This is a genomic window from Chryseobacterium vaccae (genome assembly GCF_009602705.1).
Taxonomy (GTDB): Bacteria; Bacteroidota; Bacteroidia; order Flavobacteriales; family Weeksellaceae; genus Chryseobacterium; species Chryseobacterium vaccae.
The window spans coordinates 1,094,670-1,120,291 of the sequence record NZ_VSWH01000001.1; the positions used below are offsets into that span (position 1 = coordinate 1,094,670).

21 protein-coding genes and 1 tRNA gene are annotated in these 25,622 nt (G+C 35.9%); 9 read left to right on the forward strand and 13 right to left on the reverse strand.

Annotated features, from left to right (window positions below; translation table 11 throughout):
- Position 1: 1 nt before the first annotated feature.
- From FW768_RS05010 to FW768_RS05025, 4 genes are all read right to left on the reverse strand, one after another.
- Complete coding sequence (locus FW768_RS05010; protein WP_153393222.1) at positions 2-1,099, reverse strand: hypothetical protein; 1,098 nt, start codon at positions 1,097-1,099, stop codon at positions 2-4.
- Positions 1,096-2,205: a hypothetical protein gene (locus tag FW768_RS05015; RefSeq protein ID WP_153393225.1), complete on the reverse strand. Its 1,110-nt coding sequence runs from the start codon at positions 2,203-2,205 to the stop codon at positions 1,096-1,098. Before FW768_RS05015 ends, FW768_RS05010 begins: the two co-directional genes overlap by 4 nt.
- A gap of 641 nt (positions 2,206-2,846) precedes the next feature.
- Entirely contained in the window at positions 2,847-4,757 is a 1,911-nt protein-coding gene (locus tag FW768_RS05020; protein WP_153393228.1) for a leucine-rich repeat domain-containing protein, read from the reverse strand.
- 65 nt (positions 4,758-4,822) lie between these two features.
- Entirely contained in the window at positions 4,823-6,790 is a 1,968-nt protein-coding gene (locus FW768_RS05025) for a leucine-rich repeat domain-containing protein (protein ID WP_153393231.1), read from the reverse strand.
- A gap of 209 nt (positions 6,791-6,999) precedes the next feature.
- Here FW768_RS05025 and FW768_RS23470 point away from each other — a divergent pair, with 209 nt between their 5' ends.
- Both FW768_RS23470 and FW768_RS05030 read left to right on the forward strand, forming a co-directional pair.
- Complete coding sequence (locus tag FW768_RS23470) at positions 7,000-7,149, forward strand: hypothetical protein (protein WP_185151938.1); 150 nt, start codon at positions 7,000-7,002, stop codon at positions 7,147-7,149.
- A 25-nt stretch (positions 7,150-7,174) separates the two neighbouring features.
- Entirely contained in the window at positions 7,175-7,411 is a 237-nt protein-coding gene (locus FW768_RS05030) for a hypothetical protein (RefSeq protein WP_153393234.1), read from the forward strand.
- Positions 7,412-7,563: 152 nt separating this feature from the next.
- Here the strand turns inward: FW768_RS05030 and FW768_RS05035 are convergent.
- The 3 genes from FW768_RS05035 to FW768_RS05045 form a co-directional block, all read right to left on the reverse strand.
- Positions 7,564-7,635 (reverse strand) — tRNA-Arg (locus FW768_RS05035).
- Positions 7,636-7,911: 276 nt separating this feature from the next.
- Positions 7,912-9,681: a TonB-dependent receptor gene (locus tag FW768_RS05040; protein WP_153393237.1), complete on the reverse strand. Its 1,770-nt coding sequence runs from the start codon at positions 9,679-9,681 to the stop codon at positions 7,912-7,914.
- A 72-nt stretch (positions 9,682-9,753) separates the two neighbouring features.
- Positions 9,754-12,717 (reverse strand): tetratricopeptide repeat protein, encoded by a 2,964-nt coding sequence (locus FW768_RS05045; RefSeq protein WP_153393240.1) that lies wholly within the window; start codon positions 12,715-12,717, stop codon positions 9,754-9,756.
- 175 nt (positions 12,718-12,892) lie between these two features.
- Here FW768_RS05045 and FW768_RS05050 point away from each other — a divergent pair, with 175 nt between their 5' ends.
- Both FW768_RS05050 and FW768_RS05055 read left to right on the forward strand, forming a co-directional pair.
- Positions 12,893-14,569: an APC family permease gene (locus tag FW768_RS05050; RefSeq protein WP_153393243.1), complete on the forward strand. Its 1,677-nt coding sequence runs from the start codon at positions 12,893-12,895 to the stop codon at positions 14,567-14,569.
- Positions 14,570-14,698: 129 nt separating this feature from the next.
- Positions 14,699-15,043, forward strand: a complete 345-nt coding sequence (locus tag FW768_RS05055) for a DUF962 domain-containing protein (protein ID WP_153393246.1) — start codon at positions 14,699-14,701, stop codon at positions 15,041-15,043.
- Between the two features lie 426 nt (positions 15,044-15,469).
- Here FW768_RS05055 and FW768_RS05060 read toward each other — a convergent pair whose 3' ends face one another.
- Positions 15,470-15,928, reverse strand: coding sequence for a lipocalin-like domain-containing protein (locus FW768_RS05060; protein ID WP_153393249.1), 459 nt, complete (start codon positions 15,926-15,928; stop codon positions 15,470-15,472).
- A gap of 265 nt (positions 15,929-16,193) precedes the next feature.
- On the opposite strand from FW768_RS05060, the gene FW768_RS23630 reads away from it, so the two are divergent.
- Positions 16,194-16,805, forward strand: coding sequence for a DUF4377 domain-containing protein (locus FW768_RS23630; RefSeq protein WP_231128635.1), 612 nt, complete (start codon positions 16,194-16,196; stop codon positions 16,803-16,805).
- Between the two features lie 185 nt (positions 16,806-16,990).
- Here the strand turns inward: FW768_RS23630 and FW768_RS05075 are convergent, their stop codons facing one another.
- Positions 16,991-17,923 carry an SPFH domain-containing protein gene (locus tag FW768_RS05075; RefSeq protein WP_153393252.1) on the reverse strand — a complete coding sequence of 311 codons (933 nt, stop codon included), beginning with the start codon at positions 17,921-17,923 and terminating at the stop codon, positions 16,991-16,993.
- 91 nt (positions 17,924-18,014) lie between these two features.
- Between FW768_RS05075 and FW768_RS05080 the strand changes: the two genes are divergently transcribed.
- Positions 18,015-18,776 (forward strand): hypothetical protein, encoded by a 762-nt coding sequence (locus FW768_RS05080; protein WP_153393254.1) that lies wholly within the window; start codon positions 18,015-18,017, stop codon positions 18,774-18,776.
- On the opposite strand, the gene dgt is transcribed toward FW768_RS05080, so the two are convergent.
- Positions 18,777-20,132, reverse strand: coding sequence for a dGTP triphosphohydrolase (gene dgt, locus FW768_RS05085; protein ID WP_153399802.1), 1,356 nt, complete (start codon positions 20,130-20,132; stop codon positions 18,777-18,779).
- Positions 20,133-20,202: 70 nt separating this feature from the next.
- Here dgt and FW768_RS05090 point away from each other — a divergent pair, with 70 nt between their 5' ends.
- Positions 20,203-20,940, forward strand: coding sequence for a DNA-formamidopyrimidine glycosylase family protein (locus FW768_RS05090; RefSeq protein ID WP_153393257.1), 738 nt, complete (start codon positions 20,203-20,205; stop codon positions 20,938-20,940).
- 190 nt (positions 20,941-21,130) lie between these two features.
- Here the strand turns inward: FW768_RS05090 and FW768_RS05095 are convergent, their stop codons facing one another.
- Both FW768_RS05095 and FW768_RS05100 read right to left on the reverse strand, forming a co-directional pair.
- A complete protein-coding gene (locus FW768_RS05095) occupies positions 21,131-21,853 on the reverse strand; it encodes a LytR/AlgR family response regulator transcription factor (protein ID WP_153393259.1) in 723 nt (240 codons plus the stop codon).
- Positions 21,850-22,926 carry a sensor histidine kinase gene (locus FW768_RS05100; protein WP_153393262.1) on the reverse strand — a complete coding sequence of 359 codons (1,077 nt, stop codon included), beginning with the start codon at positions 22,924-22,926 and terminating at the stop codon, positions 21,850-21,852. Before FW768_RS05100 ends, FW768_RS05095 begins: the two co-directional genes overlap by 4 nt.
- A 194-nt stretch (positions 22,927-23,120) precedes the next feature.
- Here FW768_RS05100 and FW768_RS05105 point away from each other — a divergent pair, with 194 nt between their 5' ends.
- A complete protein-coding gene (locus tag FW768_RS05105; RefSeq protein WP_153393265.1) occupies positions 23,121-23,549 on the forward strand; it encodes a hypothetical protein in 429 nt (142 codons plus the stop codon).
- Positions 23,550-23,831: 282 nt separating this feature from the next.
- A complete protein-coding gene (locus FW768_RS05110) occupies positions 23,832-24,527 on the forward strand; it encodes a DUF6268 family outer membrane beta-barrel protein (RefSeq protein WP_231128789.1) in 696 nt (231 codons plus the stop codon).
- A gap of 190 nt (positions 24,528-24,717) precedes the next feature.
- Here the strand turns inward: FW768_RS05110 and FW768_RS05115 are convergent, their stop codons facing one another.
- Positions 24,718-25,053: a DMT family transporter gene (locus tag FW768_RS05115; protein WP_153393271.1), complete on the reverse strand. Its 336-nt coding sequence runs from the start codon at positions 25,051-25,053 to the stop codon at positions 24,718-24,720.
- Between the last annotated feature and the right edge of the window lie 569 nt (positions 25,054-25,622).

A 25,622-nucleotide genomic window follows, 5' to 3' on the forward strand; every position in this document is an offset into this window, starting at 1 on the left:
TTTATTCACCGGTTTCCATTCCGTTAGAAATAAAAAACTGCTCTAGCAATTCTCTTTTTGTAGTGCATTCATCACCATAACTGATTTTTTGGGAACTGAACTCAATTTTATCGCAATCAAAAGCGAATGCTATATATTCAAAAGGGTTACCTTTTTCATCAAGAAATACGATTGCATTTTTTAATTCAGAACAATCAAATTCCTGACTGATGGTTTTTACCAGCTCCATTTTCTTATACCCATAATTATAGAATAAATCAGTTAATGTATTAAGATCGACTTTGTTAAGCTGTTTAGACGATATTGCTTTTGAAATGTCGATTATTTTAGGAGACTTAGCATAATAATCCAGTTTCCAGTCTTTATCATTAAAAGCAATTAACAGTACTTTTTTAGCTTTATTAAAGGGATAAAAAGACGCCCTTTTAGCTTCCGTCAATTTATTACGATGCATACAGGTCATGTTGTCAAATAATGAATTGCTATCTGATATGGTTACAACTGCTCCGGTGGATTCATCATATTGCTGCAGATCAGATAAAAGGATGCCTTTAGACTCAATATATTCGTTTAAATATTCCAGAGACAGAGACAGGTCTGTTGGTTTTTTCAAATCAACTTCCGGGTGATTATCATTCATCCAGGAATTAAATTTTTCTGTCTTTGAAGTCAATTCCGTAACGTAATTATCATGATCATTTGTAGGAGCCAACATCACCTGGCTTACCTTTCCTGCCACTGTGGTGATGGTCATATTCCATTTAGGAAATTTTACATCAAGCAGTTTCAGATATTGTGACTGGTCTTCTACTACATAATAGTTTTGATTTTTTCCGTCCGGTTTTTTAATCACTTTAAACTTCGCAATTAACGTTTCGGAATCTTCTAAATATTTGTTTAAAAATTCTTTTCTATCTGTAATTACTGTTGAAAATTTTCTTTTGAATTTAAAATCAGGGGTGAGCATACCGGCTAATTCTTTTTTCTGATAGTTGTTGAAATAGCTTAGAAATTGATCTGCCGTGCTCATTTTCTGTGCAGATACTGTGATAGAACTTATTGCTGCCATTAACAGGCATAGATATAATTTAGTTTTCATGGTTTTTTAAGGGTTTGTGGAAAGATATCAACTCCTTTGGAAACAAAAAACACTTCCAGAAATTCTCTTTTGGTATTGCATTCCTGGCCATAATTCATTTTTCGGGAACTGAACTCAATCTGACCGCAATCAAAAGACAGTGCTATGTATTCAAAAGGTTTGTCATTCTCATCTAGAAAAACTATTGCATTTTTAAATTCAGGACAATCGTATTTCTGACGAACCGTCATTTCCAATTTTTTATACCCGTAATTATAAAATATATCAGTTAATCTGTTAATATCGACTTTATTAAGCTGTTTAGTCGATTGAGCGATTGCCAAATCGGTTATTCTGGGAGTTTCAGCATAATAATTCAATTCTTTATCTTTATCCGTAAAGGAGATTAAGAGTACTTTTTTAGCTTTATTGAAAGGATAAAAAGAGGTTCTTTCGGCTTCCGTCAATTTATTTTGATGCACGCAGGCCATGTTGTCAAACTTTGAATCTTTATCTGTTAACAGTTCTGGTATACCGGTAGACTCATCATATTTCTGCAAACCGGATAAAGAAATTCCTTTGGATTGAACGTATTTATTCAAATATTCCAGAATGAGGAACGGATCTGTTAATTCTTCCAAATCCACCTTTGGATAATGCTCAGTCATCCAGGCGTCAAACTTTTCTGTCTTGGATTTCAGTTCCGTCATATAAGCATCATAGCCCTCTGTTGGTGTAAGCGCAACTTCATCTACTTCTCCTTCTACTGTGGTGATGGTCATATTCCATTTCGGAAATTTAACGTCGAGCAATTTAAAAAACTGTGACTGTTCTTCTACCACATAATAGGTTTTATCCTTTTGTGTCGTTTTTTTAATAATCTTATATTTGGAAAGCAACGTTTCAGAATCATCAAAATAAAAGGTAAAAAAGTCATATCTGTTTAAAATCTCATCCGAAGATTCATTTTTGAATTTAAAATCGGACGTTGTCATCATCGCTAATTCTTTTTTCTGATAATTATTGAAATAGCTTATGAATTGATCTGCCAGAGACATTGTCTGTGCAGATACTGTAATAGAACTTACTGCTGCCATTAACAGGCATAAGTACAATTTGGTTTTCATGGTTTTTATTTGGCTAATCCTCAACTTAAGATATCTTAAAAAAACACCCTCTTTAATACAGGATTGATATTATTTTTTTTAATTATTGTTTTACTTTTTATTTATTTTTAAACTTATGTAAAACGGGAGCACAATATATCAATTAAAATTAAGCCAGGAAATAAACTTTTGTTCAAATGCATATTCGTTATGATATAAAAGATATTCGTTGGGAAGACCGTTCATAAAAGCAAAAAACCGGTATTGGAAAATAATTGGGCCGGAATATATTGTAAGAGCCTGTTTAAATCTCACCATAATTTATATATATTTGATTACATACGGTTTACATTGCCATAACTCAATAGATCTGAATTGTTTCTAATAAAAAAAATAACGCAAAGTTGATGAATAATTCCACTTTATTTTAAGAACAGCATATTAATCAATATAATTATCAGGTCGCTCCTAAGGAGCTCACCTTAGATCATCTATCAAATTCTATGAACAGAGTACTCTTACGGAGCACTTAAAAAACTTAAATAACATCATTTTCTTATGGAAATTTATACATTGATCATCAGTTATAACACTTAATATAACCTGAATATTTTGGAGCTCTATTATCTGATCATTATAAACATCTGTACATCATTGCCTTTTTAAATCCCGAATTCATCCTTTTCCCAAATCCATAAATTACGCAATGGTAATCCACTGTAAATGGCTATTTCCGGACGGTCCAGCTGCGATTCTAAATTTAATTCTCCATAATTCTCCACTGTTATATTAACTTCCTTTAAATTGGGCAGAGTGTTCAGTACCCGCACATCTGTCACTTTTGTTCTGTATAAATCAAGACGCTCGAGCTTTTTTAGCGGTTCTAGGCCTGAAATATCATCTATCTCATAACTTTCTAAGAGGGTGAGCCATTTTAGATTGGGAAATTTCGATACCCCTCTTAAATTCATTTTATCCTGAAGATTTGATAAATCTAATTTTTCAAGGGCGGGTAAGATTTCAAACGAAGAAAAATCTTTCATCTTACTACTTTGCAGGTCCAGAACTTTCAGCTTTTTCATGGTTTTCAGCTCCAGTCTCCCCGCTGCATGAATCTGAAGGAATTCTAAATTAGGAAACAGGTTCAACCCTTTAATTTTACCATTATGCCCATAAAAATTCAACCTTTTTAAAGATTTCATTTTGGGAAATGTGGTAATATCAAATTTACTTTCATTCACTATTTCCAAAGATTTTAAGCGTTTCAAATGTTCAAATCCGGTGAAACCAACTCTTGAATTAAAAATTAAAAACTCCAGCTTTTTTAAGCTTCCTATATCGAAAGTCTGCTTCGTTTTTTCAACATTGAGCTCTAATTTTTTCAGCTTTTTTAAGGTCAGGACAGACTCTGCGGTTTCTACTGAAACTTCAGCACCCATTTTTAAAGTTTCCAGGGCTATAAATTGTCCGACCGGATAGGCTGCCGGACTTTCAAGGGATTCATAAAAATCCAGCTCTTTCAGCTGATCCTTTAGCGGAAGCAGTCTTGAAAAATTCCGGGATTGTATATGATTGTCTTCATGACATCTGAATTCAAAGCTCGTCAGATTGGGAAAATGTTTGAAATAAGTATGTTTTTTGATGACAGAGTTGCTCATTTCAACTCTCCTGATCTGCCTGGCAATGGGTAAAAAAGCATCTGCATAAAACCTGGACTCATCAAATAGCAGACGGTCTACCTTTTCAAATTTCCCAAGATTATCAATTGTTTTTTCTTTAAAACCGGTAAAATGTAATTGATTAATATAGTTTTTAAGGGATACTACGTTTTTTAAACTGAATGGTTTTTCCCCTGTCGCGAAATGGCAGCTTATTTTTTTATTAAAAGGATTTTCATGCTCTTCTGTGTCTTCAACGGTGGTATCGGTATCTATACCGATTTCCTCAAGCTTCTTAAACCCCAAAAGTCCGGCAATGCTCCCTATCCTGCAATTATTGAAACTAATATCAGATACCGATTGATCAAAGGGTATAAAGGAAACATCGTCAAACCGTGAGTCGGAAATATGGATACTTCTGATAGATCCCTGCTTTATTTTTTTTGGTTTGTAAGTAAAGGTTATCTTATGGAGACTTAGTGAGTACAGGTCTTCGATATTGCTCAGCTCCTGAATATTATCAATATGACAATTTATGATTGTAAGCTCCTTAACCACTTTGTCCACCGATGTATGGAGACCTCTAAGACAGCTGGCATCAAAACTCATATTGGAAAAACGGATCTCACCCGGGAAATCCCTTATTACTGTGCTGTCATAATTTCTGAACGTCACATGATCCAGATAGAAATAATGACAATGCTCCAATTTCAATAAATCAGAAAAACTGGGAATAATACAGTTGGTGAGATATAAAGTGGTCAGCCTACTGAGATAGGGCAAAAATTTGGAAAAATCATCAATTGTTACATCTTTGAGCTCTAATCTTCTGATAGGGGCAGGCTTCTTGTCACCCTCCTGAGAGGTGATGTCCAAAATCTCTTCTATTTTTTTTATTTCTTCGTCTGTTTCCAATGGTATATTGAGTTGATGGTTTTGTTTTATTCTTAATTAGTCTGTGATGAATATCTTAGAAGATTTTAAATGCCGAATTTATCCTTTTTCCAAATTGATAAATTACGCAATGGTAATCCACTGTAAATAGCTATTTCCGGACGGTCCAGCTGCGATTCTAAATTTAATTCTCCATAATTGCTCACTGCTATATTGACTTCCTTTAAATCCGGCAAAGTATTCAGCACGCGTATATCTGTCACTTTTGTTCTGTATAAATCAAGACGTTCTAATTTCTTTAAAGGTTCTAAGCCTGAAATATCATCTACCTCATAACTTTCTAAGAGGGTGAGCCATTTCAGATTAGGAAATTTCGATATCCTTTCTAAATTAATTTTTCCCTGAAGACCTGACAAATCTAATTTTTCAAGGGAAGGTTGTATTTCGAACGAAGAAAAATCTTTAATTTCACTATTTTGAAGGTCCAAAACTTTCAGCTTTTTCAAGGTTTTCAGCTCCAGTTTCATTGCTCCGTGAAGTTTCAGAAATTCCAAATTAGGAAATCGATTCATCCCTTTAATATGGCAATCATAGCCAGAAGCGCTCAATCTTTTTAAAGATTTCATCTTTGGAAGTGTCTTAAGATCAAATTTTCTGTCACTGATGATCCCCAGTGACTGTAAGCGTTTCAGATGCTCAAATCCGGTGAAACGTACTTTTGTTGAGATATCCGCTAAGATAAGAGTTAAAAACTCAAGCTTTTTTAACCTTCCTATATCGAAAGTCTGTTTTGTCTTTTTAATACTTACATACAGCCTTTTGAGCTTTTTTAAAGTCAGAATGGATTCAACGGTCTGCGCTGAAACTTCAAAACCGATTTTTAAAGATTCCAGGGCTGTAAACTGTCCGACCGGGTAGGTTTTCAGCCTATTCCGTAATTCATCTCTTTCATAAAACACCAGTTCTTTCAGCTGCTTTTTCAGAGGAAGCAGTTTTAAAAAGCTCCGGACATCTGCATTTTCTTTTTCAAAACATGCTAATTCAAAACCTGTCAGATTAGAAAAGTGTTTGAAATAAGTATGTTTTTTGATGACAGAGTCTCTGAGTTCTATTTTCCTGATTTGTCTGGCAATAGGTAAAAAAGCATCCACATACAATATGGATTTGCCCAATGACAGGCTGGTTAACTTTTCAAATTTCCCCAGATCATCAATCGTTTTTTCTTTAAAACCGGTAAAATGTAATTCATTGATATAATTTCTTAGAGACAGTACATTTCTTAAGCTGAATGGTTTTTCCCCCTTCACGAAACTGCAGATCATTTCTTTATTAAAAGGATTTTCCTGTCCCTCTGTATCTTCAACGATGGTATCGCTGTCTATCTCCATTTCTCCAAGCTTCTCAAATCCCGAAATTCCTTCAAAACTTCCTATCCTGCAGTTTTTAAAATCAATATTTCTTACCGATTTTTTAAAGGGTATAAAAGAAATATCATCAAACTGCGAGTTGGAAACATCGATTATGCTGATAGATTTCTCTTTTATTTTTTTTGAATGACAGGTGAAGGTTATTTTGTCTAATTCTAAGGAATACAGTCCTCCGATATTGCTCAGCTCCTGAATATTATCAATATGACAGTTTTTAATAAAGAGATGCCTGAATATCTTTGTTGATCCCGATGCCTGCATACCATTCAGACAACAGGCATCAAAGCTCATATTGGAAAAGCGAACATCATGCGGAAAGTCCCTTATGATATTGCTACCATTATTTTTGAATGTTACATTATCAAGATAAAAATAACTGCAATGATCCAGCTTCAATAAGTCGGAAAAACTGGGAATGATACAGTTGGTGAGATCTACTCTTCCTACCTTACTGAGATAGGGCAAAAATTTGGAGAAATCATCAATTGTTACATCGTTGAGCTTTAATGTTATTAAATAATCTGATTTTTCATGGTCTTGCCCAGGTTTTATACCTAGAATGTCTTCTATTTTTTTAATTTCTTCGTCTGTTTCCAATGGTTTATTTGTTTGATGATTCTCTTTCATTTTGCCTGTTGCTTAATTTTTTGATGGCTAATTAATTATTAGTTCTAATTCTTTGCAGAAAGCTTTTATGATACTTTTATCTTAAAGCAAAAATATTCAAAAATTCAAGATTGAAATCATCCGTCCAAAATAAAGAACAACAAATTATTAAAAAATAAAATCCGGCGATTTTCTATATATTGCATATTGAAACAATTAAAATTTAAACCATGAGAGTAAAAATTTTCGTAGACAGCGACATTACAAAACTGGAGGAAAAAATCAATTTCTTTTTATCAACCAATGATATTGATATTCATGATATAAAATTCTCCGCAACGGCCGGAGATATTTGTGCAATAGTAATTTACATGATCTAAGAATAACAAAAAAAACTATAAACTTATGTTTGACCATGTAGAACTTACAAATGAAAGACCAACGGAAAGCGGTTATTACTTTGTTAAATGGAGTGAGAACGAAGAAAAGCTTCTATTATGGATTGATTACTTAATCAATTCTGGAGTAGAATTCTGGTGTTGGAGATATACAAAAAGTAGCGAGCCATCCGATGTACATTTCGATATTCAAAATCCTGACTATCCTCAATTTTCAGAGAGAATTCCTACTTCTGATGAATAAAACACCAATTGTTGTATGTTTTTAAAAGGGAACAAAAAAGGCTATTCTTTAGTAAATATAATTCAGAAGATAGCTTAAAACAGCAAATAGCTATAAGTTCTTGGGATATCCGGGGTAGTAAATAAAAAAAGCCCCTAAACAGGGGCTAAAAGTGACCGCAGAAGGACTCGAACCCTCACTGTCGGAGCCGAAATCCGAAGTTCTATCCATTAAACTATGCAGCCAGATTCATGAGCAGTATTAAAGACTGAAAACAGCCTGCTGCTTATGATTTCGAGTGCGAAAATAATGATTTTTTTACAATTTCCCCTAATTATAGAAGCTTAATTCTAAAATCCTTTTTATTACCGTAAAGTGAAAGTTCTTTACAACTGTTTCAATACAAAAACAAACTGCTACAAACATTTACATATCAATATTTTACAAACTGATGTATCAAAAAAGAAAAAACCTTACATCCGAAAATGTAAGGTTCATCTATTTTAAAATTTCTTTAAAGCTTAGAAAGTGATTTTCACCCCTCCCAGGATCTGTGCTCCCAGTACTTTATACCCTTTATAAGTCTGGTATTTAGAGCTCAGCAGGTTGTTTCCAAGAGCGAAAACACTAAAGTTCTTATGGATTTTATACTCTGCGGAAAGATTCAGATCAGCATAACCGCCTACTTTATCATTTCTGTTTTCTGTAGACTGGAATACCATTCCTGATGGCGCTGCTACTCCTTCAAAACCAAATGAATTAGTCGTTCTGTCACTTGCAAAAATTCCCTTAAATCCAAGAAGAAGTTTTTTGTCAAGCATCGTATATTTCGCTCCGATGCTTGCATTCACTAAAGGAACGTTATAAATATCCTCATAGTTTTTCAGGTCGTATTTCGTAAATCGTACTTCACCATCAAGGATAAGATTTTCAAGCGGGAAATATTGTACACTTCCTTTGATGTCACTTACATTTCCGTCATCATATACGGCAGAGAATGTATTGGCAAAATCATAGGCAGAACGGTTCAGCGAATAGGTATTATTGAAAAGGTTATTCGCCTGGAAGAACATAATATCCCTCATCTTTCCGTAACCCGCAGAGAAGTCGTATTTGAACGTTTCATCAATATCTCCTCTCAATCCTACATAAAAGTGATATTTCGTCTCTGTAGGCTTTAAAAACTGGTCAGAAAGAATGAATGGATTAGCCTGTAACATATCTCCGTATGTATTCAGCTTCAAACCACCGTCTACCCCTCCGTAGAATTTAAATTCTTTCGCAGCAGCAAACTGGAATTCAGCCTGTGGGAACCAATACGTCTTATTATTTTTCTGCTGGGCAAAGTAATCGTTTGAATTCTTGGAATTCAGGAAAGCAAATGAAGATCCTAACGTCAAATAAGAATCTCCTTTTCTGAACGTTACTTTCGGAAGTAAATTGGTATTTACAAAATTGGATGAATTCTTATCTTCGATGCCGAAATCAGTTTTTACGGCTTCAAGACCTACTCCAAGATCCGCATTCAGATTGATTCCTGATTTTCCAATCTCCACCGCATGTTTGGAAAGATTCGCCAAAATGGATACCTGGTTTTCCTGAGCATCAAAATGATCTTTCAGGAAGGATGATTTTACCCTGATGTCATTCAGAATTTCATTCGAATAAAAATCATAATATCCGTTTACTTTGAACTGGTTGACTCTCTGTTTCAGATCAACATCTGCAGAAGGCTCCAGGGCATAAATCCCGTAATATCTGTTATTATCCAGTCCATATTGTGCATTCAGGTTAAATTTCCCTTTTTCACCATATGAATTTAAGTAAGCTCCGATCGCTGTAGAACTCTGCTTGGAATCCCATGCATATTCTTTTTTCAGACCTAATGTAGAAAGGAAATGGAAATCTGCCCCTACTTCAAGCTTATTTTCAAGCGTTTTGGAAATATTGGCATCCGCAAGAATCTTCCCGAAATTACCCATTCCAAACTGCAGATAATTATTCTGAGCCGTTCCTTCAAATTTCGGAGTTACATCCTGCCCCTGAATGGTAGAAGTTTTAAAATCTGAAACAGCAGGAACATCTGTAATCGTATATTTTACAGGATTCTGGGATTTCTCTTCCGGCGGATAATTCTTAATTGTTTCTACAGAAGTTTTCTTCTTCTCGATCTTCTTCACTTCCGGCTCTCTTTTCTTATTAAGAATCAGTTTTTCTTCTTTGATCTGGGAGAACGCTACTGACGAAACCCCTAAGAATAATATGGATAATAATTGAATTTTTCTGTTCATTACTATGAGTGTATTTATGTGTTCACGTAAAAGTCCTTCAACGGCTGTTTACATGAACAGGATACTGCATTTTTACTTTTTAATCTGCTTTTTAACCTCTTTTGCTTCTGCTACGATTTCAGGGAAATCTTTATAATTTTCAATGATCTGATCGCAGGTATAGCTTGCCTGGTAATTATCTTTCAGTCCGACATAGTTTTTCGCCATCAGCACCAGTGCTTTAGCTCCCCAATAGTCTTCTGATGCATAGTTATTGGCCAGCTTAAAGATTGTCTCATTAGAAGACTTGTAAGCCTTTCCTTTATTCTGATAGTACGCTTTTGCATACAATGCTTCTGCAGCTACCGATGTATTGGATGATTTCTCAAGAGAAGTATACGAAGCCTGGGCATCTTTATCTTTCCCTGAATTCATCAAACTTCTTGCTTTGATCACTTTAGCAGTTTCAATAACTGCCGCAGAGTTTTTCGTATTGGCAATCACAGCATCAGCCAGTTTTTCAGCCTGAGAGAAGTTTTTCTCATCCGCATACAGCTTCATCAGCTCAACATTGGCGTAGTTTTTAATGCCGATATCTGAAGAATTTTTGATGTTTTCAAGGTACTTCTTGGCCTCAGCAGTATTTCCTTGCGCGATAAAGATTTGAGCTAAACGAGTTTGTGCATCATCCTGGTAATCATTCTGAATTCCAGCCACTTCCTGCAAAACAAGTAAAGCTTTAGTTGAATTATTGGTTTGGTAATAACTTTCTCCTAATTCATACTTCGCCTGGTATAGTCCCTCACCTGTAGGATTTTGGGTCAGGTACTTCTCATAATAAGAAATTGCATTTTTATAATCTTTCTTCGTGAAATATTGTTTTCCTGTTGAAAGGTTGATCTCATCGATTTCAGAAGCATCCACATTCACCCCGATATTTCTGGCAAAATTTTCATATCCGGAAACATCTCCGTTTTTAGTGAAAATAGGTTTGGCAGCCTGAACGATCTTGCTGGCGTACGCTGTATTTTTATACTGCTCTCCGAGTGATTTCAGTTCAGAAAGCGCTTTATCATTCTGATTCTGGTCGATATAATTCTGCGCTCTGTATATAGAAGCATTAGCAATAAGATCTTTATCCGAAGACGTTTTAATTACCTTTCCGAAATAATCATTGGAATTGGTATAATCATCCTGAGCTGCATAAGCTGCTCCTATTTCGTACTGCGCATCATCATAATATTCAGAACTTGGATATTTGGATAAAAGGTTCTTCATATTCGTGATCTTAGCCTGTGTATCACCTTTAAATCCTAAAGCCATAGCCTTCTGATACAAGGTATAATCTGTAGCATCTTCATTTTTATCATAAATAGCAATCGCTTCATTCAGATCATTGTTAGCATAATGAATATCTGCCAGACGAAGTTCCGCATCATTCTTGAATTCAGGCTTTGGATTGTTCAGATACTGCTTGAAATAAGTTGCTGCTTGGCCAAATTTCTTGGATTTGAAATAAGCATATCCTAAATCGTATGATAATTGCTGCTTTTCAGGGAAATTTTCATTCAACAGTTTTTCGTAGCGTACAATGGCAGACGGGTAATTTCCTTTCTGGTAATACACCTGTCCCAGCCAGTATAATGCCCTGTTATAAAATTCTTTATTGATGCTGAATCCTAAACTTCTGAGGAAATATTTTTCCGCTTCATCATAATTTCCTTTGTTGAATTCTTCCGTTCCTAAAAGATAAGAAACCTCCTGATCCACCTTGTTGATCTCCGGAGTAGAACTCTGTAATTTATCAATAGCGTTCAGGGTTTCCTGGTAGTTTCCGGAATACAGATAAGATTTTACCAGAAGCGATCTCATTTCCGGAGCATTCGCATCATTCTGGTTGTTGTTGATATAGCTTTGAATTACCGCAGACGGACTTTCAAACGGGTTTCCGATATCGTAACTAAGCTTGGCGTACTGTTCGTGAGCCAGTTTTTTTACTTTTGCATCATAATCCATCTGATAAGAAGAACGGAATGCGGAAAGGCCTTCCTGCTTTTTATCTACCGCCAGATAAGCATTTCCTAACTGATAGTAAGCATTCTGAGCCAGCGCAGAATTACTGTTAAGAAGCTGGTTATAATAAGAAACCGCTTCATCATATTTTTTCAGCTGAGCTGCGACAAAACCCATTTCATACAGGTCATTTTCAGACGGGTTCTGCTGTACATTTAAATAGTCTTTCAGATGCGGATAGGCCGAAGTGTAATCATTTTTCATGAAATAACTTTCCCCGATGATCTTGTGAACTTCTGCTTTATAAGATTCAGAAATATTTTCGTTCAGCAATGCATTCCCTTCAGTAATAGCCTGATCATAGTTCTTATCATTATAGTACATCTGTACATAATAAGGACGGACAAGCTTGGAGAATTTTGGGTCGTCTTTTACAGAGTCAAAATATTGGAAAGCCCGGTCATTCTGCCTGTTGGAATAATAAAGATGTCCCAGCATATAGGCGATATCCCCTTTCTGCGACTGATCAGCCGTTTTATAGGCTTCTTCCAGAGCATCAGTAGCCCCTTTAGAATCACCGGTCATGAACTTGGCATACCCCAATTTCAGAATATACTGTGTATTTTCTTCTTTTGAAAGCTGATACTGATTCACCTTTTTCAAGGTTTCCAACGCTTTGTCAAAATCTTTTTTAGCCAGATAATAATCCGCCAACGGAAGATTGGCCTGAGCAAAATAAGCAGAATTCGGATATTCTTTCATGAAAGCCGTTAATCCTTCTTCAGCATGATTTTTCTGAAGGATAACCCCAATCACATTATCAAAAAACTGTGCTGCCTCTTTTTTTGAACGTGACAAATTCTGATTGTAGAAATATTGTCTTGCATATTCATATTGGGAAGCATTGTATATTTTGGTCTGATAAAGATTTTCAGCTAGATTGAATCTGTAATTTTCTTTCTGTGTAAAATATTGAGACTGTTGAGCATCGGAAATTCCGAAATAAATGACCGCAGCCGCTAAAAGTATTTTTTTTGATTTCATTCTTTTTTGAATAAAAAAATTAGTCTATTATATCAACGAAAGTATTGAAAACTTATTGCTTAAACAAGTCTGCGGCGGGAGTTTAAGGAAAAATATGGAAAATTTAGCTATTTTTTAACATACTTTTATAATTATCATTACTTTTGTTTTTTTTCAAATCAAATATAGTTATTGGATGAATCAACTTTTTAGAAGAAAAATCTACTCAGATACGGACACCTCAACGGGTCTCTTAAGGGTATTGGGAGTATGGGACATTGTATTTTTTGGTATTGCGGCCATCATAGGTGCAGGAAGTTTCAGCAGCTTAGGTGAAGCCGTTTTCAGAGGAGGTCCCGGTGTTATCCTTCTATATTTGATATGTGGATTTGCCTGCGGATTTACAGCGTTATGTTATGCTGAATTTGCCAGCAGAATCCCTACGGCCGGCTCAGCGTACACCTATGCTTATGCCAGTTTCGGGGAGCTTATTGCCTGGATTATCGGCTGGGCACTGATCATGGAATATTCTTTCGGCAATATTTACGTGGCCTTTTCATGGTCTGATTATTTCACCAGCTTTTTAGAGCGTCTCGGAATGCACATTCCTGATTATCTTACCTGCAGTTATACTGAAGCCCGGAAAGCTTTCCAAAACGGTTCTGAAAATAAAGAGTTACTCAATGCATGGAAAAGCGCTCCGCTAATCGGAAGCCTGAAGTTTATCGTAGACATTCCGGCTTTGGTCATTAATGGCTTGATTACTTGGCTTTGCTATGTTGGTGTAAAAGAAAGTAAGAATTTCAACAACTCTCTTGTGATCTTAAAACTGGCTGTTATTGTACTGGTAATACTTGTTGGTTGTGCATATGTAAATAGCGAAAACTGGACTCCAGTCAGCCCGGTAACAGGAACACCATCCTTTATGCCTAATGGTTTTGCCGGAGTAATGAGTGCTGTTTCGGGGGTATTTTTTGCCTACATTGGCTTTGATGCTTTAAGTGTACTGTCTGAAGAAACCAAAGATCCGCAGAAAACCTTACCTAAAGGAATGATCATCTCTCTTGTTCTGTGTACTTTTATCTATATCGCCCTGACCCTTGTTCTTACAGGAATGGTAGATTACAGGAAGTTTGACGGAGTTGGAGATCCTCTTTCTTTTATATTTGAAAAAACCAATGCCAATGTAGCATGGATGGAACTTGTTGTTTCTTTTGTGGCTATCGTTGCTATTACCACTGTACTTTTGGTGTTCCAGATGGGGCAGCCGAGAATCTGGTATGCGATGAGCCGTGACGGACTGATGCCTCAGAGATTTCAGAAAGTACATCCTAAATATAAAACACCTTCTTACGCCACTATTGTAACAGGAATTGTAGTAGGAATCCCTATTTTATTTACCGATAAAACTTTCATCCTGGATTTCACCAGTATAGGAACGATATTCGCATTTGTATTAGTTTGTGCAGGAGTATTGCTTCTTCCGGCCAAAGAAAAAATTAAAGGAAGATTTCACCTTCCGTATGTAAACGGAAAGATTATTTTCCCTGTCATTTTCATTGGTGGATTAGCCGCTTTCTATTACTGGCAGCCGGAGTTTTTCGATAACCTTATGAACTGGAAAGATCCCAAAGAAGGTGAATTCAGAGCTTCGATCTTCTTCTTTATCCTGATCAACCTTGTTTTGTGTATTGTTACATTTATCAAGAATCTGTCTCTGATCCCGCTGATCGGCTTAAGCTCATGTCTTTATCTTCTTACCGGAATGAGCCACGACAACTGGTTCTGGTTCGGATTATGGTTTGCCATAGGAATGGTAATTTACTTCGGCTATGGCTACAGAAACAGTAAGCTTCGAAAAGAAATAAAATAAACGATATATTTCAGAAAATAAAAAGGGCGAAAAGGCAGATCTGCAGTTTCGCCCTTTTACTTTTTAACGCTATAAAAAATCGGCAGAATTATTGCTTTAACTTACTGAACAACATCAAACTACTTCACCATGTCAGAAAGAATAAAAACTTACAGAGAATTTTATCAGTTCTATCTTACTGAGCACAGGAAAATGGGAACCCGAATTTTTCACTTTATCGGAACCCTGCTTATCTTTGTGGTCATCTGGTATGTCATCAGCTCCGGAAAAGAACGATTTTTATGGTACATTCCGATCTTTGGATACGGTTTTGCATGGTTCAGTCATGCTGTTATTGAAAAAAATAAACCGGCTACTTTCAGATATCCTTTATGGTCCTTAATCTCGGATTTCAGGCTATTTTTTGAATTATTGATTGGAAAACAGAAGTTCACAGGTATTGAAGCCAAACCGAAAGAATCCACCAAATTATAATGCTATTGAATTTTGTGTGAAAATTTGCTGTTTTTTTGAAACGCAAAGTTCATTTATAGGCAAAGCACATTTCAGGCAGCAAAGTGTAGATTCAACTCTGGTGATTCGATGAAGCTGTAGACCAGCCTTCAGCTAATTAGTCAGAGTTATAAAAGCTTACTGAAAATCTTCGGTTTTCTTGCGCCCTAAAAGCAGCATAATCATTAAAAGCCTTGCGACTTTGCGGTGAATCTGCGAAGATCTGTGAGAATTAAAAAACCTAAAATCTGTGTATTCTGTGCAATCTGTGGGGAATCTGTTTGTATTGATACTTTTTTTGAAATGCAAAGCCTGAGCCTCTTTCAAAAAGTATAGGAAAATGACAAGCAGATTGATAAGATAAATAACTGTAATGTTATTCATACTTACAAAATTTAATGCGTATGATTAATATTGCTTTTCAAGAATATCATAATGAACAGTATTGATTACTTTTTCTGCTAAGGTATCTCCAGCAACTTTAATATGCTCAGGGATATAGGAGGATAATGTAATCGTTTTATCTTTATTTAAAGTAACAACAGACTCTTCCAGAACCTGATCTCCCACATAAAACTGAATCCTGTTTTCAGTTATTTTCCAGAAAGAAAGTCTTGGCTCAGTTGGTGTACAATTCCCGGAACTTCCTTCTATACGGTTATAAACTGCAAACCCGTCTTCTCTGATGGAATAATTCCTCATCAAACGGCAATCATCAAAATCTTTCACCACTTTTTTACCCTCTTCATAAAATCCGGCCTCTTTCAGTTTCCAGAATCCGATAACATCCTCTTTTTTTATTTTTTGTGCATTACACAGAAAAACCGCTGTAAAAAACAATATACCTGCTCCAATTCTATTCCTCATTGATCTTTTTATTTTGAAAAACGAAGATACAATAATATTACTGTCTTATGAGGGAGGAATATTCGAATTACAAGAAAGGGCCATAGGTACACTTTAATTTCTTTACTCCACATTCACGTTAATGTTGTTTAATTCTATACAATTGTTTCTTTTGGTTAAAATATTAAGAATATTAAAATTGAATCGTTAAAAATTAATGAACCAGAGAAAATCTATAGAAAAAATTTCGGCATGGTAATTGTCAATTAGGCCTTAAAATAAGTTTATGAAAAGTATCACAACCATTCTAAAAGGAGCTGTTCCTGCACTAGCATTATTCACCGTAACGCAATGTACAACAGCCAATGCAGCAGGAGCCGATGAAAAAACATTCATTGTAGGACCGGAAACTGCCGATTGTACCGGAGTAGCTCCAATGAAATGTCTTCAGGTAAAAGAAAAAGCTTCAGAAAACTGGACTAACTTCTACACCAACATTGAAGGATTCACCTACGAACCTGGATATGAATACGTTCTGAAAGTGAAGACAGAGAAAATCGCCAATCCTCCGGCTGACGGATCCTCTATAAAATATACATTGGTAAAACAAGTTTCCAAAACGAAGAAAAATACAGCCAATGCCGGTGAAAAAACCTTAATCGTAGGAGCTCAAACTGTAGACTGCTCTGCCGGGGCAGGACGTATGAAATGCATGCAGGTAAAAGAGAGTGCTTCAGAAAGCTGGACTAATTTCTACTCTCAGATTGAAGGATTCACTTACGAGCCTGGATATGAATATGTTCTGAAAGTGAAAACAGAGAAAATTGCCAATCCTCCGGCTGATGCTTCTTCTATAAAATATACCCTGATAGAACAGGTTTCTAAAACTAAAAAATAATTAAAAAAACGCCCGGCGAAGCCGGGCGTTTTTGATGGAAGCTGGAAAAAATGAGAATGGAAGTTAGTGTCGGATCAGAATATTAAACAGCTATTTTATTGACTTCATCAACACAATTTAAATGTATTTATTTTTCAGTTCTTCAGGAACTTCCTTCTTATCCTTTCTCTGCTTTATTTCTTAGATTAAGAGTTTTTCTGAGGTGGTTCCGGATATTTTCCTTTAGTGGCTTCTCCTACGGTATTGGCAGTAGTCATCGCCACTACCAGATCGTTCAGCATATTGCTTGCCGCAGTTGGTGAATTCGGAAGAAGGACAAGATTACTCCGGTTACTTGCTCCTACGGCATGTAAGGTATCGTAGTGCTGTGTAACGACGATCAGAGCAGATGCTTCATGAGAATTGATATCTACGTTATTCAACATCCGCACAGATTCCTCAAGACCTTTAGCAATTTCTCTTCTTTGATCTGCAATCCCCTGCCCCTGAAGTTTTTTAGATTCAGCTTCTGCTTTGGCTACCGCTACAATTCTTATTCTTTGAGCTTCAGACTCATACTCTGCTGCTGTTTTTTCTCTTTCTGCTGCATTGATCCTGTTCATGGCATGTTTTACCTGTTCATCCGGATCAATATCGGTTACCAGAGCTTTAATAATATCATATCCGTAACTGTTCATTGCTTCCTGAAGTTCACTTTTTACCGCTACTGCAATGTCATCTTTTCTTACAAAAACATCATCCAGCTTTAGCTTGGGAACTTCAGCCCGAACAACGTCAAATACAAAAGAGGTAATCTGATTTTCCGGGTTTTCCAGACGGTAATAGGCGTCTCCTACCTGATTCCTGATCACCTGGTACTGAACCGATATTTTCATTTTGATGAATACGTTATCCAGTGTTTTGGTATCGATCATAACATCCAGTTGCTGAATTCTCAAATTCAGTCTTTTGGCGATCTGGTCAATAACCGGAATTTTAAGATGCAGCCCGGAATGTCTCACAGTCTGAAATTTTCCGAAACGCTCAATAATAGCCGCTGTTTCCTGTTTAACCACAAAAAATGAAGCAAATAAAATAATCAGTCCGAAAAAAATAATGGGTGCTAAATAAAGACTCATAGTTTAATTTTTAAGTATTAGTTATGATAAAGATAAAATAATTTTAGTTTTAAATCTGCTATATTTACGACTAATAACCTTAAACTATACCATGAAAATTATTCTATTAGCTTTACTACTGGCAATTTCCGGCTTACAGGCACAGCAGCATCAGCCTTATTACCCGCATCTGGATAATCTGTTTTTAAATAACAAAGAACATGAATACAATTATTTCATTTATAATAAGACCAATCTGATCAAAGAACTCTTAAGAATCAGACAAAAAACATACTATAATAACTACTCTTTCAGCAGCAGCCCGAATGGTATCAGTTCATTTTCAGGTTTGGAAATTATTCCATTGCAGCAAAATATTGAAAACTTTCTTTCTACCGGTATTACCTTACAGCTACTCGGTGATAAAAAAACACATATTCAGATCACTTATACCGAGGCTTTTGGAAAGAAAGAAGGCAGCCAGAAAACCAACAGGGACTTTGACACTCTGGAATCAAACCTTGATATCTATGATAAGAATAAAGTAGCACTCTCTTTTCCTTTACAGATGCTGGCACCTTTTGTAACCAATAAAGATCTGAAAGGAGAATTTTTCATCTCAGAAATAGAAACATTTATTGCACAAGGTAAGAAGGCTGTTTTTATTGCTAAAGGAAATTTCTCTAAAGCTTTTTATCTGAAAAACAGCGGAGTAAACAGCCTGCTCATCAAAAAAATAGTCTTTGAGTTGATCAACGACGAATTATCTGTCAAAGCCGTTTACCCGATTTCAAACGACTATTCGGGAAAATATGAATATTCTCCTGATTCTCAAAATAATATCCTGATTTTAAAAATACCTTTTCAGCTTTAACTAAACGGTCATTCCGATATCAATCCCTTTGATTTTTCTGTAAAGGTCGGTGGCAAAATTATCGGTCATTCCTGAAACAAAATCAATTACTCCAAGAACTTTCTGGTAATCGGTTCCTTCTTCATACACAAATTGTCTCGGAAGGAGTTTCAGGGCTTTTTTATCATAGGATTTTCTTTCATCTTCCGGTTTCAGAATGGATGGAATAAAATGATCGAGAAGCTCATACATTACGTTGTAACCGGCATTTTCAATCTCTACGACCGCTTTGTGGTTATAGATCTTTTCAATGGAGAAAGATTCAATATCGTGCAGTGCCCTGTTGTCAGCTTTGTAAACATCCAGAAGGGCTTTATCCAGGTTTCCTTCAAGAATGGTTTCGAAATTATTCCTGTAAATCTCAAGCGATTTATTGATTAAAGCATTAATGGCTTTCGCTCTCAGGTAAGAGATCTTCTCATTTTCATTGGAGATGGAAGCCAGCTTGTTTTTCACCCGGCCCATATCATTGCTTTCTGATTTCACCAATTCGAAAAACAGGTTTTCACAGTCGGCGGTTGATACAATTCCCAGCCTGTGGGCATCTTCCATATCAATAATATTATAGCAAATATCATCTGCAGCTTCTACCAGCCATACAAACGGGTGTCTTTTGAAAATATATGGTTCCGAACTTTCTGTAATCAGACTCGTACCCTTGGCAATCTCTAAAAACAGATCTTTCTCATTCTGGAAGAACCCAAATTTTTTCCGGTGTATAATTCCTTTTTTCTTAGCCACCGCTTCACAGGGATATTTTGCAATGCTGGCTAAGGTAGAAAATGTAAGCTGAATCCCGCCTTCATCTTTTCCCTGCTGGCGTTGTGCCAACACTCTTATGGCATTGGCATTTCCTTCAAAATTCACCAGATCAGCCCATTCTTTTTCATTGAATTTCGGTTTCAGGTCTTTTTCATTTCTTTCAAAATAGCTCGCAATGGCATCTTCTCCCGAATGTCCGAAAGCAGGGTTTCCCACATCATGACATAAACAGGCCGCCGCAATTACATTTCCTAAATTATGAAGATAGAAATTTCTGGAATCTTCTGTCAACTCATTTTTATAGGTTTCGGAAATAAATTCTCCGATGATGCTTCCTAAACTTCTTCCTACCGATGATACTTCTAACGAGTGAGTCAGCCGGTTGTGTACAAAAACACTTCCGGGAAGAGGAAAAACCTGGGTTTTATTCTGTAATCTTCTGAAAGCGGAAGAGAAAATAATTCGGTCGAAATCTCTCTGAAAATCAGTTCTTGAAGCTTTAGTATGTGGATTGTTCCCTGTACGCTGATTGGTAAAAATCTGGTTTAAGTTCATCATTTTTCAAAATTACTCCAAATTTTATTTTTACGGAATAGTATTTGAATTTTTATTGAAAAGCAAAATTATGCCTGAAGGTCCATCCATACTCATCATGAAAGAAAGCCTGCAGTATTTTGTCGGGAAAACCGTGACAGAAGCTTCGGGTAACGCTCAATTCGACAAAGATCCTCTGATTGATCAGATTCTTTTGGACATCCGTACTTTCGGGAAGCAGACCTACCTTATATTCAGGAAACATGCAATCCGGATTCATTTGCTGATGTTTGGTTCCTATAGTACTGATGAACAGACCAAACCGGATAAAAGCCTCCGTTTATCACTGCACTTTCAGTCAGAAAGCATGTATTTTTACACCTGCTCTGTAAAACTTGTTGACTCTGAATTTCTGTCTTCTATTGACTGGGAAGCTGATGTTATGAGCGATCTGTGGAACCCTGAAAAAGCGGAGCAGAAACTGAAAGCAAAACCGGGAATGATGGTTTGCGATGCTTTAATGAATCAGGATATTTTTTCCGGAGTAGGAAATATCATCAAAAATGAAGTTCTTTTCAGAATCGGAGTACAACCGGAAAGCCTTGTAGGAAAACTGCCGGCTAAAAAACGGAAAGACCTTATTGCTGAAGCCCGAAACTACAGTTTTGATTTTCTGGAATGGAAAAAGGAATTTGTTTTAAAAAAGCACTGGCTGGTCCACACGAAAACAATCTGTCCGAAATGTGGACTGAAACTGATTAAAAAGCAAACAGGCTTAGGAAAACGAAGAAGCTTTTACTGCGAAAAAGACCAAAAGCTTTATTCCTGATATTACTATTAGATTAAAAATCAATTTCCATCCTTCATATTCCCGCAGATGGTGCAGATTTTTTTTCAGATTTGCAAAATATCCTGGATTTACGGGAAAATTAAAACAGAAAGACTTGTGTCATCTGAATAATCTGTGGGAGATTTTTTAATCACAGAAAAGCCTTAGCATTTTAACTGCACAGAACTCGCTAGTCAGAACTCAGGAACCCACCTGCATATTTTGTAAAGAACTCTGATCTGTAGACCTCTCCTATCGGAATTTCAGATTCATCAATATAGATATTATGGTTATCAAATGAATCAATGAAATCAACATTCACCACATAAGATTTGCTGACCCTTAAAAAAGCTTCACATGAAATTTTCTGATGGATGGTTTTCAGGTTCATGGCCGTGATAAGCTTCTGCTGGCGGGTATGAATCACAACATAGTCTTTCAATCCCTCAATAAATTTAACATCCGAAAAACTAATTTTATAAAATCTCCGGTCTGCCTTAATGAACAGAAAGTCTTCCGTATTGGATTCTACCGTATTTTTTATGGTATTTTTAGATAAAAGTTCGCTGTACAAAATAGCTTTCCCTATTGCTTTTTCAAGTCGTTTAGGATCAACAGGCTTCAGAAGATAGTCTACCGCTTCCAGCTCGTAACTTTTGAGAGCATATTGGGAATACGCTGTTGTGAAAATAACCAGTGTTCCTTCCGGCAGCATTTCTGCAAACTCAAGTCCGGTAACCATTGGCATTTCAATATCCAGAAAAATAAGATCGGTATCATTGGTTTTAAGAAAATCCAGTGCAGCCGGGGCATTAGAAAACTCTCCAAGAATCTCAATTTTTGAAATTTCGTTGATCAATGAGCGCATTTCTGCTCTTGCCAGTGGTTCATCATCTACTATAATACAGTTCATACAGGAATTTTTAAATTTACGGTATATTCTTTTTCTCCGGAAGCAATCTTCAGATCAAATGTACTGCCATATAACAGCTCCAGTCTTCTTTTAATATTGGCAAGCCCCAGTCCGCTGTACTTTTCGTTGGATATGATGAATTTAGGATCCCTGGAATTAATACATGTAAAGAATAATTCTTTATTTTCAACCCTGATGATGATCCTGATATAAGAATCTTTTCCACTGATGTCTGCACTGTGTTTTACAGCATTTTCAACAAAAGTAGTGAATAAATTAGGAGGAATAAAAACACTTTTCGAAGCCTTGTTTTCTGTATCAGCTTCAATATCAAAGGAAAAATTCTCTCTTCTTATCTTTTCCAGAGTAAGAAAATTGGAAAGGAAATCAATTTCTGAGGTCAGCAAAGTTTTTTCTTCACTGTTTTCATAAAGCTGATACCTAAGGAATTCCGAGAGTTTGACGATCACCGTGGATGCTTTTTCCGGATCTGTCCGGGTCAGTGCTTTCACATTATTCAGCATATTAAAAAGAAAATGCGGATTAATCTGATTCCGGAGTTCATTCAGTTCCATCTGAAGGGTAAGGTTGCTGAGTTCCATAATTCTTTTATTATCATGAATCCATTTTTGCAGAAGCTTTACGGTTGTTGTGGTCAGAATGATGGGTACACACATCAGAACACCTTCATAGATACTGCCCTTTTCACCTTCTGTTTTTATGTTGACAATCCTAAAATCGGAAAACAGGGTTTTAAATCCATATCCGATCAGGTTTAGCCCAATCACTCCCATTAAAACCAGCAATATAAGATAGGTAATATATCTTGCTCTGAAAAAGAACCTGGGCACAAGGACATAAATATTAATGTAAACCATCGTAATCAACATTATATATACAAAAAAGAGAATATAATACTGATATATACCAGAATACCAATGCCAGAACCTGGCACTGTACAACAGGAGAAAAAAGAAAATTAAAAACAACAGGTGTCTGGAAAGTCTGAACCGGCCTTCTGTCAGAAAATCCATAACAAGTGTTTCTTTGAATCTGTAGTTGCTTAATTTCATATTTTCCGGAGTGATGAATACTGGAACAAAAATAGAGAATAACGAAAACTATTCATATAATATTATACCAACCCTGTATTTTATTATACCAATTTTCCCGCACTCTGATTTCGTATAAAATAAAAGCGGTTTCGTATAAAAAGATTCAGGAGCATGTCTATTCTGTATTTCTTTGTCCTGTTCAATTTATGCTTATGGAATTAGCCGTTTTTCAGGAATTAGCAAAGGAAATCACTTTAGAATGTTTTTATATGACAGAATCCCAACAGGAAGAAAAAGTAATACAGCTTATTGATCTTCATCATTTTGCAGAATGTTATCATGAACATCTCAAAATCCTAAACTACATCCACCATCCTATTAATATTATAGAAGAAAAAGGGATCCGGAAAGGTATTTTATTTTATGACATGAAACATTCCACGCCGTTTGACTGGAATGCATTTGAGGAATTCAAAAGATATAATGAACTCAAAGAGCTCTGGTTTGTTTTTGTAGAAGAGGACCTGACAGCTGGAAGCGCCCGCTATACCAACTTCATCATCGAGAACAGCATTGAAATATTTTATGACAGGATATTTCGGTTCAATTTTTTCCAGTCTGCCATCCAACAACTAAAATAAAACCATGAAAACATTGAGAAGAGTTCTTTTTCCGCTTGCCATCTTTCCTTTTAAAAGTATCGTAAATGCTCAGAAAAAGACAGTATTCCTTTAAAAGTAAGGGCATTTTTTGCCGATAAATTTCCACAGAACCGCGATCTTATTGTAGATTTTACCCAGACTGCACCTTATAAGTTTTCATCAGAGCTTCAGGGTGCAGATCTGCCAGACAATCGAGTAAAAAGCTTTCAGCAGATAAGAGCCAGAGCCAATATTTATTTTATCAAAAAGAAAAACTGGCTGCTGGGTACCTCTCTCAATTACCGCTACACCTCAATGAATACGGAACATCCTGTAGAGCCCGGAGCCGGAAAACAGGAAAAAAACTTTCATTATCATACTGAGGCAGTGAATTTTAATTATTTTTCAAGGTTATTTAATAAAACAGCCATTTATACGGCTTCAGTTTCTGTAGATGGAAGTAATCAGCATTTTGAAAGAGCCCGGGGAACAGTAACAGCTTCAGTGATTTTGAAAGCAACACCAAAAACAAAAATGATTATCGGTATTGCCGGTTTTATTGATCCCAGTGCACAGATTCCGGTGCTCCCCATCTTTACTTATGAAAACAAATTTAATAACGGATGGGTTCTCGATATTCTTCTTCCGAAAAAAATGCTGATCCGAAAAGATATTTTCGCCAATGGAAGGATCTCCCTGGGAACAGAAATGGACAATACTAATTTTTACCTGTACCGCAATAACAGGACTTACGAATTTCGGCAGGTTGAGATCAATTCGGGAGCGATGTATGAACATAACCTTGGTGGAAACTTTGTAGGAATTTTAAAAACAGGAATCAGGGCTGTCCCGCGAGCAAGAGTTTTTGACAAAGAGGAATCTTTTAAAGACTATATTTTTGAAGCGAAATATCAGCCGTCATTTTACCTCGATGTCGGAATTTCCTATAATCCATTTGGAAAACCTCGGACAAAGTAATGCCAACTCAGGGAAATTTTCAGAAAATTCCAAAAAAAATAATCCGTCAACCATTACTTTTCTAAAGAAGATCACCGCCCGATCTTTATAACAAACTGAAAAACCCGACCAATAAACTTAACTGCCTTACCTATTACCTATTACCTATTACCTATTACCTATTACCCCTAAGTTTATCATCGCACTATATCTAATGCGTTCCCATCTTTGAGAACACATTAATAACAATAACCCCAATAACAATCAGGGCAATACCGATAATTGCTGGGAGGTCAGGAACCTGTTTAAAAGCAATTACACCAATAAGGGTGATAAAAACAATTCCTACCCCAGACCAGATTGCATAGGTTATCCCTACCGGAATCTGCCGGAGCGTAATACTCAGGAAATAAAATGCAGCAGCATATCCTATTACAGTAGCTACAGAAGGCCATAGCTTTGAAAATTCTTCAGATTTTTTCAGAAAACTGGTTGCGATGATTTCAAATACAATTGCTAAAGCAAGAAAAATATAACTGCGGCCCATAAGGATGATTTTGTACAAAAATAATGAAATCTGTTTTCTTTCTCTAGTAGCCAACAAATTTTGAAGAAGGGTTTCTATAGTATGAAATGCATGAACTATTTCATTTTGCTGGCAGACAGATTGAGAATTTACCCCTTAAAATTTGTTTAAAATACTGACAGCCTGCCAGAAGTATGACATTATTTCAATGATCTGTGACAATAAATTCAAAAAAGATGTCATAAAAACTGTCAGTAACAGAAGTTTAAAATAACCAATTTCCAGGAGAAAGAATAAATTTTCTTAACATAAAAAATCACCATCTGATGAAATTCTCTTGTTTAAAATTTTCTTTATGCATCAGTATTATGCATCGCATTTCTTATTTTTTGTTTTATCAACTTTAATATAGAAGCACTTAAAGTGTTACCATTTTTACAAAAACTTACGGATAAGCTAATAAAGATATTAATAAATTTTCAATAATACATTAATTTAATGTAAATAAAAATTCATTAAAAATTAAGAATATTTGAATATAACACACTGATATACATCATGATTATTTGCTTTGGCACGTGATTTGAAAG

Bases quoted from the DNA above. Each gene is read 5' to 3' on its own strand.
- FW768_RS05010 (WP_153393222.1), bottom strand. From the start codon at position 1,099: ATGAAAACTAAATTATATCTATGCCTGTTAATGGCAGCAATAAGTTCT.
- FW768_RS05015 (WP_153393225.1), bottom strand. From the start codon at position 2,205: ATGAAAACCAAATTGTACTTATGCCTGTTAATGGCAGCAGTAAGTTCT.
- FW768_RS05025 (WP_153393231.1), bottom strand. From the start codon at position 6,790: ATGAAAGAGAATCATCAAACAAATAAACCATTGGAAACAGACGAAGAA.
- FW768_RS23470 (WP_185151938.1), top strand. From the start codon at position 7,000: ATGAGAGTAAAAATTTTCGTAGACAGCGACATTACAAAACTGGAGGAA.
- FW768_RS05030 (WP_153393234.1), top strand. From the start codon at position 7,175: ATGTTTGACCATGTAGAACTTACAAATGAAAGACCAACGGAAAGCGGT.
- FW768_RS05040 (WP_153393237.1), bottom strand. From the start codon at position 9,681: ATGAACAGAAAAATTCAATTATTATCCATATTATTCTTAGGGGTTTCG.
- FW768_RS05045 (WP_153393240.1), bottom strand. From the start codon at position 12,717: ATGAAATCAAAAAAAATACTTTTAGCGGCTGCGGTCATTTATTTCGGA.
- FW768_RS05050 (WP_153393243.1), top strand. From the start codon at position 12,893: ATGAATCAACTTTTTAGAAGAAAAATCTACTCAGATACGGACACCTCA.
- FW768_RS05055 (WP_153393246.1), top strand. From the start codon at position 14,699: ATGTCAGAAAGAATAAAAACTTACAGAGAATTTTATCAGTTCTATCTT.
- FW768_RS05060 (WP_153393249.1), bottom strand. From the start codon at position 15,928: ATGAGGAATAGAATTGGAGCAGGTATATTGTTTTTTACAGCGGTTTTT.
- FW768_RS23630 (WP_231128635.1), top strand. From the start codon at position 16,194: ATGAAAAGTATCACAACCATTCTAAAAGGAGCTGTTCCTGCACTAGCA.
- FW768_RS05075 (WP_153393252.1), bottom strand. From the start codon at position 17,923: ATGAGTCTTTATTTAGCACCCATTATTTTTTTCGGACTGATTATTTTA.
- FW768_RS05080 (WP_153393254.1), top strand. From the start codon at position 18,015: ATGAAAATTATTCTATTAGCTTTACTACTGGCAATTTCCGGCTTACAG.
- dgt (WP_153399802.1), bottom strand. From the start codon at position 20,132: ATGAACTTAAACCAGATTTTTACCAATCAGCGTACAGGGAACAATCCA.
- FW768_RS05090 (WP_153393257.1), top strand. From the start codon at position 20,203: ATGCCTGAAGGTCCATCCATACTCATCATGAAAGAAAGCCTGCAGTAT.
- FW768_RS05095 (WP_153393259.1), bottom strand. From the start codon at position 21,853: ATGAACTGTATTATAGTAGATGATGAACCACTGGCAAGAGCAGAAATG.
- FW768_RS05100 (WP_153393262.1), bottom strand. From the start codon at position 22,926: ATGAAATTAAGCAACTACAGATTCAAAGAAACACTTGTTATGGATTTT.
- FW768_RS05105 (WP_153393265.1), top strand. From the start codon at position 23,121: ATGGAATTAGCCGTTTTTCAGGAATTAGCAAAGGAAATCACTTTAGAA.
- FW768_RS05115 (WP_153393271.1), bottom strand. From the start codon at position 25,053: ATGGGCCGCAGTTATATTTTTCTTGCTTTAGCAATTGTATTTGAAATC.